Raw genomic sequence first — 14,993 nt, 5'->3', positions numbered from 1 at the left:
CGGTCGCCTGCGCCTTGCGCGCCCCCACAGGGATGACCATGAAGCTAGTACGACCATCGGCCATGCGAGGCCGGGCATGATGCTGGACCCCGCACTGATCGCCGCGCGCGCCGCGGCCCTGATGCCAAGCGCGGCGGCAATCGCCGAGCAGCTGGCCTTTCTTGAATTCGGTCCGGAGGATGCGGCGCGCCTGCGTGCCGTGCATGATGGTCTGCTGGCGCGTCAGCGCGACTACGTCGACCAGTTCTTCGCCCACCTGATGGCGGTGCCGCGTCTGGCGGCCATGCTGGGTACGCCCGACGAGATCGCGCAAACCGTCCCGCGCCTGCTGCGCCATTTCTCTGACCTGACCCTGGGCGACTATGGCCCGGCCTATGTGCAGCGGCGCCTGAAGGTCGGCGTGGTACACAACCAGATCGGGCTGGAGCCGGGCTGGTATATCGCTGCCTACCGCAAGTATCTGGATGCCGTCACGCCGGTGCTGCGCGCGCTGCTGCCGGACGCCGAGGCCTTTGCCGCCACCCATGCCAGCCTGCTGAAAATTGTGGCCTTCGACATGTCGCTGGCGATCGACACCTATATCGGCGAAGGCCGTGCCGAACTGGCCGACAGCGAGGCGCGCTTTCGCGCCGCATTCGGCCAGGCTGCCGTTGGCCTTTCGCTGCTCGACAGCGCCGGGCGCTGGCTGCGTGTGAACCAGAAGCTGCTCGATATCCTCGGTTATGCCGAGACGGACCTGTTGGGCAGCCACTATCTGGCGTTGGCCTGTCCCGACGATCCGGGCTCGCGCCACGATGCCTTGCAGTTGCTGGAGCCCGGCGGCCAGCAGCACGACGTGCATGAACACTGCTACCTGCACCGCGCCGGCCACCGGGTCTGGGTGCGGGTGACGATCGCACGCATGGAGGCGGGCGACGGCACCCAGCGCTATGTGGCTGTCAGCGAGGACATCTCGCAGCGCAAGGCGGTCGAGCAGCGGCTCGACCACCTGCACCACTACGACGAACTGACCGGCCTGTCCAACCGCGCGCTGATGATCGACCGCCTGTCGCAGGCGATGACCTTTGCCGGGCGCGCCAACCGCCATGTGGGCGTGCTGTTCATCGATCTGGACCGCTTCAAGTACATCAACGACAGTCTCGGGCATGCGGCCGGCGATACCGTCATCATCGAGGCGGCCCAGCGTCTGCGCCGCCATCTGCGCGAAGGCGACACCGTGGCGCGCACCGGCGGCGATGAATTCGTCGTGCTGATGTCGGACGTGGTGCGCGAAGACGAAGTGGCCCTGCAGGCGCAGCGCCTGCTCGACGCCCTGCGCGATCCGATGCACATCTTCGGCCATGAACTGGCGCCGGTGGCCAGCATGGGCATCAGCCTGTATCCGAAAGACGGCGCCGATACCGCCACGCTGCTAATGAACGCCGACGCGGCCCTGTACCGCGCCAAGGACCACGGCCGCAACCAGTTCGCCTTCTATACCGAGGAGATGAATGCGCGCACGCTCGACCGCCTGCGCCTGGAGTCCGGTTTGCGCCAGGCGCTGGCGCGCGGCGAGCTGTATCTGGTCTACCAGCCGCAGATGCACATCGCCTCCGGCCGCATCACCGGCGTCGAGGCCCTGCTGCGCTGGCGCCCGGCCGGGCAGGCCGAGATTCCGCCGTCTGAGTTCATTCCGATCGCCGAGGAGACCGGTCTGATCGAAAGCATCGGCGAATGGGTGCTGCGCACGGCCTGCGCCCAGATGGCGGCCTGGCGCCGCGCCGGCTTGCAGCCGGGCCGGGTGGCCGTCAACCTGTCGGCGCGCCAGTTCCGCCAGCGCGCGCTGCAGGAAAGTGTGGCCAACATCCTGCGCGAGACCGGCTGCCCGCCGCAGGCGCTGGAACTGGAGATCACCGAGAGCGTCATCATGGAGAATCCGGAGATGGCGATCCACGCGCTCGAAGGCCTGTCGCAGATGGGCGTGGCGCTGGCGGTCGACGATTTCGGCACCGGCTATTCGAGCCTGGCCTACCTGAAGCGCTTCCCGATCGACGCGCTGAAGATCGACCGCTCGTTCGTGCGCGACATCACCACCGACATCGAGGATGCGGCCATCGCGCGCGCCGTGATCGTGCTGGCGCACAGCCTGCGCCTGGCGGTGATCGCGGAAGGGGTGGAGACGGCCGAGCAGCTGGCCTACCTGCACGAGCAGCGCTGCGACCAGATCCAGGGCTACTACCTGGCGCGGCCGCTGAGCCCCGAAGCCTTCGCCGACATGGTGCGCGTAAAGACGGCGCAAGCGGTTTGAACCCGCGGCCACAGGGCCAGGAATCCGTGCTAAATTGTGACCCGGCAATTACTGGCCATCTCACAAAAGAAAAGGATTCGACCCATGCGTTTTTCTTTGACTGCGGGCGCCGCTTGCGCCATGTTCGCCTTCGCCGCCGCTGTGCAGGCGGCTCCGGCCACGGTGATTAAGGCGGGCCGCCTGATCGACACCGAAGCTGGCAAGGTGCTCACTGACCAGGTGATCGTGATCGATGGCGACAAGATCGCCGCCGTTGGTCCCGCCGCCAGCACCAAGTTGCCGGCCGGCGCCAAGCTGATCGACCTGTCCAAGGCCACCGTGCTGCCCGGCCTGATCGACGCCCACACCCACCTGACTTCCAATCCGCGCATCCACGGCTATCTGGGCCTGCAGAATTCGGCCATGCGCAATGCCCTGTATGGCGCCCGCGCCGCGCGCGAAACCCTGCAGGCCGGCTTCACGATGGTGCGCAACGTCGGCGCCGACGGCTACGGCGACGTGGCCCTGCGCGACGCGATCAATGACGGCGACATCGTCGGCCCGCGCATGGTGACGGCGGCCTACGCGCTCGGCATCAAGGGCGGCCATTGCGACAATACCCTGCTGCCGCCCGAGTACAAGGATGTCAGCGAAGGCGTGGCCGACGGCCCCTGGAATGCGCGCGCCAAGGTGCGCGAGATGGCCAAGTACGGCGCCGACGTCATCAAGATCTGCGCCACCGGCGGTGTGCTGTCCAAGGGCGACCTGCCGGGCGCGCAGCAGTACACGCTGGAAGAGATGCAGGCGATCGTGCAGGAGGCGCATAAGCTGGGCCGCAAGGTGGCCGCGCACGCGCACGGCACCAGCGGTATCGCCGATGCGATCCGCGCCGGGGTCGACTCGGTCGAGCATGCGAGCCTGATCGACGCCGAGGGCATCAAGCTGGCCAAGGAACACGGCACGGCTCTGGTGATGGACATCTACAACGACGACTACATCCTGTCCGAAGGCGAGAAGGCCGGCTTCCTGCCGGAGTCGCTGGAGAAGGAGCGCCAGATCGGCGCCCTGCAGCGCGAGAACTTCCGCAAGGCCTACCAGGGCGGCGCCAAGATGGTGTTCGGCACCGACGCCGGCGTCTACCCGCACGGCGACAATGCCAAGCAGTTCTTCTACATGGTCAAATTCGGCATGACGCCGATGCAGGCGATCCAGGCAGCGACCATCGACGCCGCCGATCTGCTGGGCTGGAAGGACCGCATCGGCTCGATCAAGGCCGGCAAATACGCCGACATCATCGCCGTGGGCGCCGACCCGCTGGCCGATGTCACCACGCTGACCAAGGTGAAGTTCGTGATGAAGGGCGGCGCCGTGTACAAGGATGAAGCCAAATGAAGCGCAGCCTGATCACCCTGTCCCTGCTGGCCGCGTTTGGCAGCATCGTCCCGGCCGCACCGGCGCTGGCCGCAGCACCGGCCGCCGCCAGCGTGCCCTACGCCGCGTTTGACCAGTGGGCCGAGCGCTTCTCGGCCGACTGGGCGCGCCAGGTGCCGGAAATGGCGACCATCAGCCAGTACTTCAGCGGCAAGGAGCAGCAGGCCCTGGACGGCCAGCTGACGCCGCAGACCCCGGCCGCGCGTGCCGCCCGTGTGGCCCTGGCCAAGCAGGGCCTGGCCGGCCTGGCCAAGTTCGACAAGGCGCCGCTCGACGCCACCCAGCGCATCTCCCAGCAGACCATGCGCTGGACGCTGGAAAACGCGGTCGCCAACGCCGCCTTCGAAGACTTCAACTTCGCCTTCGACCAGTTCCGCGGCGTGCACGTCAATCTGGTGAACTTCCTGTCCAACCAGCACCCGATCCGCAACGCCGACGACATCGCCAATTATCAGAATCGCCTCGAGCAGGTGGCCGAGCGCGTCGACGAAGCCCTGGCCCGGTCGCGCAGCGCCACCGCGCGCGGCATGCTGCCGCCGCGCTTCATTCTGGAGCGCGCCCAGGCCCAGGTGGACGCCTTCCTGAAGCCGGACGCCGTCAATAACGTGCTGGTGTCCTCGCTGGCCGAGCGCAGCGCCAAGGTGCAGGGCCTGGACGCCGCCCAGCGTCAGCTGGCCGTGGCGCGCGCCACCGCCACCGTGGAGCGCAGCGTGCGGCCGGCCTGGCAGCGCATCGCCGCCTACCTGGCCGAGCTGCATCCGAAGACCACGGCCACGGCCGGCATCTCGCGTCTGCCCGGCGGCGACAAGGCCTATGCGCGCGCGCTGGAAAACTACACGAGCACCAAGCTGACGGCCGAACAGATTCACGCGATCGGCCTGCGCGAAGTGGCGCGCCTGGAAGCGGAGATGGACAAGCATCTGCGCAGCCTGGGCCTGACCGAGGGCGATGTCGAAACCCGCATGAACCAGCTCGACGCGCGCCTGTCGCCGCCGGCCTCGCCCGATCCGCGTCCCGAGATCCTGGCCAAGTACAAGGCCTACGTGAAGGACGCGCTGGAGCGCAGCAAGGCCGTGTTCAACCTGATGCCCAAGGCCCCGGTCGACGTGCGCCGCGAACCGGCCATTACCGAGCCGACCGCCGCTGCCCACTACACGGTGCCGGCGCCGGACGGCAGTCTGCCGGGCGTGTTCTGGGTGCCGCTGCGCGGGCCGAGCTTCAATATTCCGCGCATGCGCAGCCTGTCCTACCACGAGGCGGTGCCGGGCCATCACTTCCAGCTGGCCATCGTGCAGGAGGAGAAGGGCCTGCCCAAGTACCGCAGCTCGCGCCTGTTCTCGGGCGGCTCGGCCAACTCGGAAGGCTGGGCGCTGTACGCCGAACGCCTGGCTGTGGAGCAGGGCTGGTACAAGGATGATGTGCCTGGCCTGCTCGGCGCGCTCGGCTCGGAACTGTTCCGCGCCCGCCGCCTGGTGGTCGACACCGGCATCCATGCCAAGGGCTGGACGCGCGAGCAGGGCATCGCGTATGGCATCGGGGCGCAGGAAGTCGAGCGCTACGTGGCCATGCCGGGCCAGGCCTGCGCCTACATGATCGGCATGCTGCGCATCCTGGAACTGCGCGAGAAGGCGCAGAAAGCGCTCGGGGCGAAATTCGACCTCAAGGCCTTCCACGATGTTATCCTGCGCGCCGGGGTGGTGCCGCTCGACGTGCTCTCCGCCACCGTGGAGTCGTGGATCGCCAGCCAAAAAGCGTGATGGGCTGATCCGGGTTTTGCCCGGTTTCGTCGGCTCCTGCGGGCTTTCGTCGCACGATGGCCCGGGTGGGCGCGGGATCTCGCTATCCTGCGCCCATTCCCCAACCACAGGAAGCCATCATGTTCGCAAGCCTCTTCTTCGTCTTCCGCATCCTGCTCGCGTGGGCAGTGGTGTACATCCTCTCCAGCGTGCTGCTGGTGGAAACCGCGATGCAGCACGACCGCCCGAATGGCGGCTACTTCGTGCTGGCCGGCTTCATCATCCATCTGATCATCCTCAGTGGCCTGATCAGCCATGTGCGGCGGGTGCGCCTGATCGCCGGCGCCGTCTCGCTGGACGCCCTGGGCAGCCGTCACCGGCGCCAGATCGAGATTCCGTTCGACGCCAATTTCGCTTTCGGCATGGTGGAAGCGGCGATCCGCGATCTGCCCGGCGCCCACGATATCGAGGCCGCGCCCGACAGCCTGCAGGTGCGCGCCAAGCTGCGCCGCATCGAGCCGTATTCGGCCTTCATGTCGCTCAAGTGGCGCGTGTTCGAGTATTTTGGGTCGGCCCGCAACCAGGTGTATGCCACCATCACGCCGAATGGCGACGCGGCCAGCGTGACCGTGCTGTGCGAGCCGGAGCGCTCGGCCTGGGCCGACCTGTTCCTGGTGGACGACGGCACCAATCTGGAGAACGCCGAGGCCATCATGCGCGCCCTGACGCGGCGCGTGGCCGAGGCGCGGCGCGGCGAAAAGGCCAGCGTCCAGCAGACCATGACGGAAAAGGAGCTGACCGTCGCCAAGCTCAATCTGCTGCATGCCCAGGTCGAACCGCACTTCCTGTATAACACCCTGGCCAATGCCCAGCTGCTGACGCGCAGCGACCCGGCGCGCGCCGACCAGATGCTGGGGAATCTGATCCAGTACCTGCGCCACTCGCTGCCGCGCACCGAGGATTCGCTGTCGACCCTGGGCGAGGAGCTGGAACGGGCGCGCGCCTACCTCGATATCCTGAAGATCCGCATGGGCCCGCGCCTGCATCTGCAGATCGACGTGGCCGAGCCGCTGAAAGCCGTGCTGTTCCCCTCGATGATGCTGCAGACCCTGGTGGAGAACGCCATCAAGCACGGGCTCGAGCCCAAACCGGGCGGCGGCAATGTCTGGATCATCGCGCGCACCATCGACGACAAGCTGGCCGTGACCGTGGCCGACGACGGGCGCGGCTTCTCGGCCGAGACGGGCGGCACCGGCATCGGCCTGCGCAATGTGCGCGAGCGCCTGCGCCTGGCCTACGGGGCCGACGCCAGCTTCGCCATCGTGGCCAACTTCCCGAGCGGGGTGGCGGCCACCATCACCGTTCCCAACGCACCGATCGCCGGAGGCCAGCATGACTAAGTGTGTCGTCGCCGAAGATGAAAGCCTGCTGCGCGAAGACCTGATCCGCCTGCTGGGCGAGGTCTGGCCCGAACTCGAGGTGGTGGCGGCCTGCGAGGATGGCGGCAGCGCGCTCGAGGCGATCGCCGAAGCCCAGCCCGAGGTGGCCTTTCTCGACATCCGCATGCCGGGCCTGAGCGGGATGGAAGTGGCGGCCGCGATGGCCGAGGCCAGCCCGCACACCCAGGTGGTGTTCGTGACCGCCTACGACCAGTATGCGATCGACGCCTTCAACAAGGGCGCGCTCGACTACCTGTTGAAACCGGTGCAGCACGAACGCCTGGCCGAGACCTGCCGCCGCCTGCGCCAGCGCACCACGCCCGGCAGCGCGGCCGGCCTGGCCGATCTGGTGCGCCAGCTGTCCGGCAGCCTGGGGCAGCAGAGCAAGGCGCCGCCCCTGGTCTGGCTGACGGCCAGCGCCGGCAATGAGACGCGCCTGATCCTGATCGAGGATGTGGCCTACTTCCGCTCCGATACCAAGTACACGGTGGTGATGACGGCCGAGGGCGAGGCCCTGCTGCGCAAGCCGCTGCGCGAGCTGCTCGAGGTGCTCGACCCGGCCATCTTCAAGCAGATCCACCGTTCCACCATCGTGAATATGCGGGCGGTGGCCGGGGTCACCCGCGACGAGACCGGGCGTGGTATCGTGCGCCTGAAAAACCGGCCCGAGACCCTCGCGGTCAGCCAGCCGTTCATGTCCCTGTTCCGATCCATGTAAGAAGGAGGGCCGATGCGCCCAGTCTTGTTCATCGCCCTGGCCCTGGCCGCGGGCTGCGCCCATGCCGACGAGCCGGAGATCACGCCTTACCGCCCCTCGGTGTCGAACCCGGCCAATCTGCCGGCGCCGGGCCAGCTCGAACTGGAATTCGGCGGCCTGCGCCAGCGCGATGGCGCCAGCCGGCGCAGCAGCACACCGTATCTGCTGAAGCTGGCCTTCAATGAGGCATGGGGGGTGTTGGTCGGCGGTGAAGCCTGGGTGCGGGCCGACGGGCGCCAGGGCCTGGGCGACACCAGCTTCGTGCTCAAGCGCGCCTTCGTGCTCGACGATGAGCAGGCTTTCGGGCTGGAACTCGGGCGCACCGTGCCGAGCTCGGGCCGTGGGCTCGGCAATGACAAGCCGGACACGACGCTGACCGGCATCTACAGCCAGAACTGGGGCGCCCTGCATGCCGATGTCAATCTGGGCCTGACCCGGGTCGGTGGCATTGCTCCCGGCGAAGGCCGCACCCAGACGGCCTACTCGGCCTCGTTCTCGCATCCGGTGAACGAAAGCTGGGGCCTCGGTGTCGAATGGTCGGGGACGCGCCGCGCGGGGACGGACTCGACTGCGCAGGCCTTGCTGTCGCTCAGCTACAGCCCCCACAAGCGCCTGACGTTCGACATCGGCATGGCGCGCGGTCTGAATGGGGCAAGTGGCGGCACGTCCGTGTTTGGCGGCGTGGTGCTGCCGTTGGCACGTTTCTGGTAGCTGGCCGGCAGCCGATTGCACAAACGGCTACACTTGTCCTGTTTGCCACATCAGCAAGGAGGACGCTGTGCATAGCGAAGTCGTGATCGTCGGTGGTGGGGCAGGGGGGCTGGAGCTCGCCTGTAAGCTGGGGCGCCAGTTCGGGCCGGGGCGTGTGACCCTGGTCGATAGCCGCCTCTACCATATCTGGAAACCTTCTCTGCACGAGGTCGCCGCCGGCACCCTCGATGTCCACCAGGAAGGTCTGTCCTACCAGATGCTGGCGCATGACAATGCCTTTCGCTTTGTCTACGGGCCGCTGACGGCCCTCGATCCGCACACGCGCCGCCTGACGATCGGGGCCGTGCAGGAGGGCGGCCAGCCGGTGCTGCCCGAACGCACGCTCGACGCCGACCATGTCGTCATCGCGGTCGGCTCGGTCGCCAATTATTTCGGCGTGCCGGGCGCGGCCGAACACACGATTGCCCTCAACGCCACCGAGGATGCCGAGCATTTCCGCCTGACCCTGCTGCGCCTGCTGACCGTCAGCGAGAACCAGAGTGCCGACCACCCGCGCGGCCTGGACGTGGTCATCATCGGCGGCGGTGCCACCGGCGTCGAGCTGGCGGCCGAACTGCGCGAAGCCAGCCGCGTGTATGCCGCCTACGGCCTGCGCCCGCTGGTGCCGCAGCGCGACGTGCGCATCACCTTGCTTGAAGGCGCGCCGCGCATCCTCGCGCCGCTGCCGGAGCGGGTGGCCAGCGCCGCCCTCAAGCTGCTCGAACAGCGCGCCGTGCACGTCGTCACCGACTGCCGCGTGACGGAGATCGGCCCCGATCAGGTGAAGGACGGCAAGGGCAATGTCTATCCGGTCGACCTGTGCGTGTGGGCCGCCGGCATCAAGGCGCCGCCGCTCTTGGCCAATCTGGGCCTGCCGCTGCACAAGCACGGGCAGATCGAAGTCGACCGCCAGCTGCGCGTGCCGGGCTTCGAGGGCATCTATGCTCTCGGCGATTGCGCCGCCTGCCCGGGCGAGGACGGCAAACTGGTGCCGCCGCGCGCCCAGGCCGCCCACCAGCAGGCCGACTACCTGTGCCGCGTGCTGCGCGACCAGCTCAAGGGTCATCAGCCGCCGACCACGCCCTACGTCTACCACGACTACGGTTCGCTGGTGTCGTTCGGCACCCAGACCTCGGTTGGCACGCTGATGGGTTCGCTGCGCGGGCTCAGCTGGTTTGTCGAAGGCTTTTTCGCCCGCATCATGTATGCCAGCCTGCATTTGCTGCACCACCGGGCGATTCTGGGCACGCTGCGCACCGGTCTGCTGGCCCTGGCGCGCTTCCTGATCAAACGCTCGACGCCGCTGGTCAAACTACACTGAGGCAGGGCGCGGCACGCGCACGCGCAGCGCCCCGCCGCCGCCGGGCGCATTGTCGAGCTCCATGCTGCCGCCGAGCTGACGTACGCGCTGGCGCAGCAGGCGCAGGCCGAGGCCGGGGCGGGCGCCATCGACGCCGACGCCGTCGTCGCGCACGGTCAGGCAGAGCTGCTCACCCTCGTCGTCGAGCACGATGCTGATGGCCTGGGCGCGCGCGTGGCGCATCGCATTGCGCGCGCCTTCCTCGGCGCAGCGCAGCAGGGTCAGGCCGATGGCGGCCGGGCAGGCGACTTCGTGTTCCGGCAGGCTCAGCAGAAGGCGGCGCTGGTGGCGGCCGTAGAACTGCTCGGCCAGGTCCTGCAGGGCGGCCTTCAGGCCCAGGTATTCGAGCTTGTCGTTCCACAGGCTGTCCTGCAGCGCGCGGTTGGTCTGCACCACCTGGGACAGCAGCTGCTTCATGGTGGCGGCGCGTTCCTGCAGGGCCGGATCGGCCGGCAAATGGCGCTGCAGCAGGCCCAGATGCATGCTCAGGGCCGTCAGCGTGGAGCCGAGGTTGTCGTGCATCTGACGGGCGAGCTCGCGCTTTTCCTGGTCCCAGGCCGCACACAGGTGGGCCAGCAGTTCGGCCAGGTCGGGATCGTCGGGAACGGGGTCCTTGGGTTGCATGGGTCACAAGCAAAGTTTCCCCGATCATACTCCCGCTGCGGGCCCGATGGCGCACCAATCGTGCGTGCGGCAACGCACAGACAATGCAATGTCGTGCTGGCGATACTGGGGCTTCAGACAAGGAGTCCGCATGAATATCGACGCCATCCTCGCCGAAGACTGGCGCGGCAAAACCCTGCATGCGCTCACGCGTGCGCCGGTCTCGGCCCTGCGCGGCCTTGGCGAGCCCGAGGCCGCCGCCCTGGCCAGTATCGGCATCCACACGGTGCGTGAGCTCGCCATGCTGGACGCCGTCCGTTGGGCGCAAGCCATCACCACGCTGGCCGACCAGGAGTGTTCGCCGCCCGACGCCGCCAAGGAAGAACTGCTGGACGACGCCGTGGAAATGAGCTTTCCCGCCAGCGACCCGATTGCCGTGGCATCCAGCATCACGCGCATTGAAGTGCCGCCCGAAAAGGTGGACGCGCAAACTGACCACCAGCACGCCAACCAGATCGACACCCCGTCCGAAGCGCCGCCGGCGCCCGAGCAGGGGCCGGACAAGGGCGGCGCCTAGCGCTGCGTGGCCAGTGCCGCTTGCCCCAGCGGGGCGCTGGCTTGGTGCGGCCGCGCCGCCGCTTCGCCCATTTGCTCGTGCGCCATGGCGTAGCGGTTCTTGCCATTGCGCTTGGCGTCATACAGCGCATAGTCGGCCAGGCAGAGCAGGGTATCGGCCTTGTCCGCATCGTCGGGATACAGGCTGATGCCCAGACTGGTGGACACGCGCACCTGGTGGCCGCAGACCTCGTAGGGCTGGCCGATCACGTCGATCAGCTTGCGGGCCAGGTATTCGACGTCGCGCACGCTGGCAATTTCCACCAGTACGATCACGAACTCATCACCGCCCAGGCGGGCCACCGTGTCTTCCTTGCGGGCCGAGGCCACCAGGCGCTGGGCCACCATTTTTAAGAGTTCGTCGCCGCAGGCATGGCCGTGGGTGTCGTTGATGTCTTTGAAACCATCGAGGTCCAGGTACATGATGCCGGCCTTTTGCTGGTGGCGGCTGGCGTGCTGGACGGCGGTGGCGATGCGGTCCTCGAGCAGGCGGCGGTTGGGCAGGCCCGTCAGTGCGTCGTGCAGGGCCAGTTCGGTCTGGGCCTTGCTGTACTGGGCCAGCTCTTTGTAGAGCAGGCGCACTTCGAGCATGTTGTGGATGCGCTTGTGCACCTCGAGCAGGTCGAAAGGCTTGCTGATGAAGTCGCGCGCGCCGGCCTCGAGGGCAGCGATCTTGAAGCCGGGCTGGGCGGTGAGGGCCAGCACCGGCAGATAGCCGCCTTTCTCGATTTCCTTCAGGCGGCGCATGACCTGGAAGCCGTTCAGGCCCGGCATTTGCAGGTCGAGCAAGATCAGGTCGTAGTGGTGCTCGGCATGGAGCGGGCAGACTTGCTCGGGCGACGTGGTGGCGCTGACGTGCCGGTAGCCCTCGTCCCGCAGGATTTCTTGCATGAGGGCGATGTTGTCGGCCGAGTCATCCACCACCAGGATCTTGGCGTTGAGAATGTCTTCACGGCTGGGCATGGGGTGCCTCGATGATTTGCCTCAGTCTAGCAAGGGAGTCGCCACTTTCTTGTAGGACAGCGCCTTGTGCTTACGTAGGAAGCTTGATAGTACCGTCGTGGCCGACGGCCTCGCGCACGGCTGAGACGAGGTCGGCCGCGTCGACGGGCTTGGCCACATGGGCGGCAAAGCCGGTCGCCAGTGCACGCGCGCGGTCCTCGGGCCGGGCCAGGGCCGTCAGCGCCAGAGCCGGTACGCAGCCCCCCTGGTCCGGCGCCAGGTGGCGGATCTGGGCCAGCAAGGCGAAGCCGTCGACCCCGGGCATGCCGAGGTCGCTGACGAGCAGGTCGGGCGGCTCCCGCTTGAGCAGCAGCAGGGCTTCGGCCGCGCTGGCCGCCGTCTGCACCCGTGCGCCACATTCGACCAGCAGGCGCTGCACAAGTTCACGGGCGTCGGCCTCGTCGTCCACCACCAGGGCGCGCAGGCCGGACAGATCGGCCAGGGCGCCTGCGCTCGGTGTCGGGGCGGCGTTCGGATCGGCGCGCTCAGGGCGCAGCGGGCGCTGGCCGGGCTTGGCCAGCGGCAGCAGCAGGCTGAAGGCGGCACCACAATGTTCGCCATCACTTTCGGCGCGCACGGTGCCGCCATGCTGCTCGACCAGATGCTTGACGATGGCCAGGCCCAGGCCGAGGCCGCCGTGGCGGCGCGCGATCGAGGCGTCGCCCTGGCGGAAGCGCTCGAACACATGGGGCAGGAATTCGGGCCGGATGCCGATGCCGGAATCGGCCACGCTGATCTCGAGATGGTCGGGCAAGGCGCGCACATCGACCCGCACCAGGCCTTCGCGCGGGGTGAATTTGATGGCATTCGACAGCAGATTCCAGACGACTTGCTGCAGCCGGGCCGGGTCGCCAGCGATCAGGCCGGCATCGGGCGCGATGGCCCGCTCGATGCGGATCTGCTTGGCGTCGGCGGCCGGGCGCACGGTCTCGATGGCCGCATCGACGAAGCCGTCCGCGCTCAGCAGTTGCACGTCGAGCAGCACCTTGCCTGCTGTAATCCGGCTCATGTCGAGCAGATCATCGACGAGCTGAGCCTGGACGCGCGCATTGCGCTCGATGGTTTCCAGGCCGCGCTGCCAGTCGGACATTTCGCGCGGCTGGCGCCGCAGCAGCTGGGCCCAGCCGAGGATGGCCGACAGCGGCGTGCGCAATTCGTGCGAGAGCGTGGCCAGAAACTCGTCCTTCATCTGGCTCGTGTGCTCGGCCTCGGCGCGCGCCTGGCGCTCGCGTTCGAGCAGGATGCGGCGCTCGTCTGCGGCCTGCTGGCTCGCTTCGTAGAGGCGCGCATTGTCGATCGCCACGGCGGCCTGGGCGGCGATGCCGGCCACCATGCGCTCGGCGCGCTCGCTGAACACCGAGGGCTCGGGGTGGCCGAACACCAGCACGCCCCAGCCTTGGCCGGCGCGCGAACGCACGGGCACGGCCAGCAGGCTGCGCACCGGCGCATGACCGGGGTAGGCGCGCTGGGCCGCGCCCATGGCTTCGGCGCCGAGGTCGTCGACGCGCAGGCCGTGTGCGCTCTGGCTCAGCGGTTCGCACCATTCGGCAAACGAGGCGCTGCCCTGGCCGGCAACGCTGATCTGCACCGGACGGCCGGCGTCGGCCTTGGTGTAGAAGAAGGCGCCATAGCTGGCCCCCGACAACTGGGTGGCGGCGTCGGTCACCGTCTGGAGCAGGGCGTGCAGGTCGCGTTCGGCGGTCAGGGCCAGGCCCGTGCTGTTGAGTAGCTCGAGCATCTTGGTCTCTTCGCGCAGCGCCTCCTGCGCGCGCTTGACCTGGTCGACATCGGTGTTGGTGCCGAACCAGCGCACGACCAGGCCATAGCGGTCGCGCAGGGGATTGATGCGCGTGAGGAACCAGCGGAATTCGCCGTCGCGCCCGCGCAGCGGAAATTCCATCTCGAACACCGAACCGGTGCGCAGGCAGTCGCGCCAGTGGGCCAGCACGCCCGGCAGATAGGCCGGATCGTGCAGATCGTTCCAGTTCCGGCGGGCACCTTCGGCCGGATCGGCACCGGTGAATTCGTACCAGCGCTGGTTGAACCAGATCGCCTCGCCATTGGCATCGGTCACCCAGGCCAGTTGCGGGATCGAATTGGCCAGCACGCGCAGCATTTCTTCGGACTGGCGCAGCTGGTCCTCGTCATTTTTGCGCTGGGTGATGTCGCGGAAGTAAACGATCAGGCCGGCGGCGGCCGGATAGGTACGCACTTCAAACCAGCTGGCCAGCGGCGGGAAATAGAATTCGAAGGCGACCGGACTGCCGCTGGCCTGGGATTGGCGAAAATGCGGCTCGACGTGGGTGCCGGCCAGCTCGGGAAAGGCCTCCCAGATGGAGCGGCCGAGCAGGTCGGCCTTGCTGCGCTGCATGCGCCCCGTGTATTCGAGCGCGTAGGCATTCAGATAGGTGATGCGCCAGACCGCGTCGAGCGTGATGAAGCCATCAGGCATGCTGTCGAGCAGGGCCATGATCTGGCTGGGACTGGCCTCAGCAAACGGGTGGGCGGCGAGATTGTGAGCTTCATCCATGGGCGGCATCCCCACATCATGCAGTCTAGCCAGTCCGGGCGCGGTGCGGCGCGCGTCTGGCTTAGCCGGCGCTGCGCGCTTGCGGCGCGACCCGCGTCAGCGCCTGGCTCAGCTGGTCGAGGTCGAAGGGTTTCTGCAGGCAGGCATGGGCCAGCGGCGAATGGCGCAGCAGGCTGATGCCGTGGCCGGTGGCAAAGATCACGCGCAGGCCCTCGTGCTGGCTGAGGGCGGCGCGCGCCAGTTCCAGGCCGGATTCGCCCGCCAGGCTGACGTCGGTGATCATCACCTGATGCGGCGCGGCGCCCAGGGCGGTCAGCGCGGCGGCCGCATCGCTGGCGGGCGTGGCCGCGTGGCCGAGGGCGCGCAACATCTCGCACACCAGTTCCCGGGTATCGAGGCTGTCGTCCACAACGAGGATGTGCAAGCGGTTCATGCTTGCAGTTTACTCCAATGTTTCCTCGAATCAAGCCTTTACAGCAGATTTCTTTTGCGCGCCGCAGCGGC

Annotated in this window: 12 protein-coding genes; 8 read left to right on the top strand and 4 right to left on the bottom strand. The window is 67.9% G+C overall.

Annotation, left to right across the window (positions count from 1 at the left end; genetic code table 11):
* Nucleotides 1-76: 76 nt before the first annotated feature.
* The 7 genes from LZ005_RS07210 (at nt 77) to LZ005_RS07180 (ending at nt 9,700) form a co-directional block, all read left to right on the top strand.
* Entirely contained in the window at nt 77-2,287 is a 2,211-nt protein-coding gene (locus LZ005_RS07210; protein WP_237806161.1) for a bifunctional diguanylate cyclase/phosphodiesterase, read from the top strand.
* Nucleotides 2,288-2,371: 84 nt separating this feature from the next.
* Nucleotides 2,372-3,658 carry an amidohydrolase family protein gene (locus tag LZ005_RS07205; protein WP_237806159.1) on the top strand — a complete coding sequence of 429 codons (1,287 nt, stop codon included), beginning with the start codon at nt 2,372-2,374 and terminating at the stop codon, nt 3,656-3,658.
* Entirely contained in the window at nt 3,655-5,454 is a 1,800-nt protein-coding gene (locus tag LZ005_RS07200; protein WP_237806157.1) for a DUF885 family protein, read from the top strand. The genes LZ005_RS07205 and LZ005_RS07200 overlap by 4 nt, the downstream gene beginning before the upstream one ends.
* Before the next feature lie 119 nt (nt 5,455-5,573).
* Nucleotides 5,574-6,833: a sensor histidine kinase gene (locus tag LZ005_RS07195; protein ID WP_237806155.1), complete on the top strand. Its 1,260-nt coding sequence runs from the start codon at nt 5,574-5,576 to the stop codon at nt 6,831-6,833.
* The gene (locus tag LZ005_RS07190) at nt 6,826-7,590 is read left to right on the top strand and encodes a LytTR family DNA-binding domain-containing protein (RefSeq protein ID WP_237806152.1); all 765 of its coding nucleotides are present in this window, start codon (nt 6,826-6,828) and stop codon (nt 7,588-7,590) included. Before LZ005_RS07195 ends, LZ005_RS07190 begins: the two co-directional genes overlap by 8 nt.
* A gap of 12 nt (nt 7,591-7,602) precedes the next feature.
* Nucleotides 7,603-8,340 (top strand): transporter, encoded by a 738-nt coding sequence (locus LZ005_RS07185; RefSeq protein WP_237806151.1) that lies wholly within the window; start codon nt 7,603-7,605, stop codon nt 8,338-8,340.
* A gap of 67 nt (nt 8,341-8,407) precedes the next feature.
* Nucleotides 8,408-9,700, top strand: coding sequence for an NAD(P)/FAD-dependent oxidoreductase (locus LZ005_RS07180; protein ID WP_237806149.1), 1,293 nt, complete (start codon nt 8,408-8,410; stop codon nt 9,698-9,700).
* Here LZ005_RS07180 and LZ005_RS07175 read toward each other — a convergent pair.
* Nucleotides 9,692-10,363 carry a sensor histidine kinase gene (locus tag LZ005_RS07175; RefSeq protein WP_237806147.1) on the bottom strand — a complete coding sequence of 224 codons (672 nt, stop codon included), beginning with the start codon at nt 10,361-10,363 and terminating at the stop codon, nt 9,692-9,694. The genes LZ005_RS07180 and LZ005_RS07175 overlap by 9 nt on opposite strands.
* Nucleotides 10,364-10,493: 130 nt before the next feature.
* Between LZ005_RS07175 and LZ005_RS07170 the strand changes: the two genes are divergently transcribed.
* Complete coding sequence (locus LZ005_RS07170) at nt 10,494-10,919, top strand: hypothetical protein (RefSeq protein ID WP_237806145.1); 426 nt, start codon at nt 10,494-10,496, stop codon at nt 10,917-10,919.
* On the opposite strand, the gene LZ005_RS07165 is transcribed toward LZ005_RS07170, so the two are convergent.
* The 3 genes from LZ005_RS07165 to LZ005_RS07155 form a co-directional block, all read right to left on the bottom strand.
* Nucleotides 10,916-11,920 carry a diguanylate cyclase domain-containing protein gene (locus LZ005_RS07165; protein ID WP_237806143.1) on the bottom strand — a complete coding sequence of 335 codons (1,005 nt, stop codon included), beginning with the start codon at nt 11,918-11,920 and terminating at the stop codon, nt 10,916-10,918. The genes LZ005_RS07170 and LZ005_RS07165 overlap by 4 nt on opposite strands.
* A 70-nt stretch (nt 11,921-11,990) precedes the next feature.
* Nucleotides 11,991-14,489 carry an ATP-binding protein gene (locus LZ005_RS07160; protein ID WP_237806141.1) on the bottom strand — a complete coding sequence of 833 codons (2,499 nt, stop codon included), beginning with the start codon at nt 14,487-14,489 and terminating at the stop codon, nt 11,991-11,993.
* Nucleotides 14,490-14,550: 61 nt separating this feature from the next.
* Entirely contained in the window at nt 14,551-14,922 is a 372-nt protein-coding gene (locus LZ005_RS07155) for a response regulator (protein WP_237806139.1), read from the bottom strand.
* Nucleotides 14,923-14,993 lie beyond the last annotated feature (71 nt).

Source organism: Massilia sp. TS11, assembly GCF_022012445.1.
Taxonomy (GTDB): domain Bacteria; phylum Pseudomonadota; class Gammaproteobacteria; order Burkholderiales; family Burkholderiaceae_D; genus Telluria.
Note: the sequence above shows the minus strand (reverse complement) of the source record. Positions and strands in the feature narration are given on the sequence as shown.

Coding starts and splice junctions, on each gene's coding strand:
- LZ005_RS07160 (WP_237806141.1), bottom strand. CDS start 14,489: ATGGATGAAGCTCACAATCTCGCCGCCCACCCGTTTGCTGAGGCCAGT.
- LZ005_RS07175 (WP_237806147.1), bottom strand. CDS start 10,363: ATGCAACCCAAGGACCCCGTTCCCGACGATCCCGACCTGGCCGAACTG.
- LZ005_RS07205 (WP_237806159.1), top strand. CDS start 2,372: ATGCGTTTTTCTTTGACTGCGGGCGCCGCTTGCGCCATGTTCGCCTTC.
- LZ005_RS07185 (WP_237806151.1), top strand. CDS start 7,603: ATGCGCCCAGTCTTGTTCATCGCCCTGGCCCTGGCCGCGGGCTGCGCC.
- LZ005_RS07155 (WP_237806139.1), bottom strand. CDS start 14,922: ATGAACCGCTTGCACATCCTCGTTGTGGACGACAGCCTCGATACCCGG.
- LZ005_RS07210 (WP_237806161.1), top strand. CDS start 77: ATGATGCTGGACCCCGCACTGATCGCCGCGCGCGCCGCGGCCCTGATG.
- LZ005_RS07200 (WP_237806157.1), top strand. CDS start 3,655: ATGAAGCGCAGCCTGATCACCCTGTCCCTGCTGGCCGCGTTTGGCAGC.
- LZ005_RS07195 (WP_237806155.1), top strand. CDS start 5,574: ATGTTCGCAAGCCTCTTCTTCGTCTTCCGCATCCTGCTCGCGTGGGCA.
- LZ005_RS07170 (WP_237806145.1), top strand. CDS start 10,494: ATGAATATCGACGCCATCCTCGCCGAAGACTGGCGCGGCAAAACCCTG.
- LZ005_RS07190 (WP_237806152.1), top strand. CDS start 6,826: ATGACTAAGTGTGTCGTCGCCGAAGATGAAAGCCTGCTGCGCGAAGAC.
- LZ005_RS07165 (WP_237806143.1), bottom strand. CDS start 11,920: ATGCCCAGCCGTGAAGACATTCTCAACGCCAAGATCCTGGTGGTGGAT.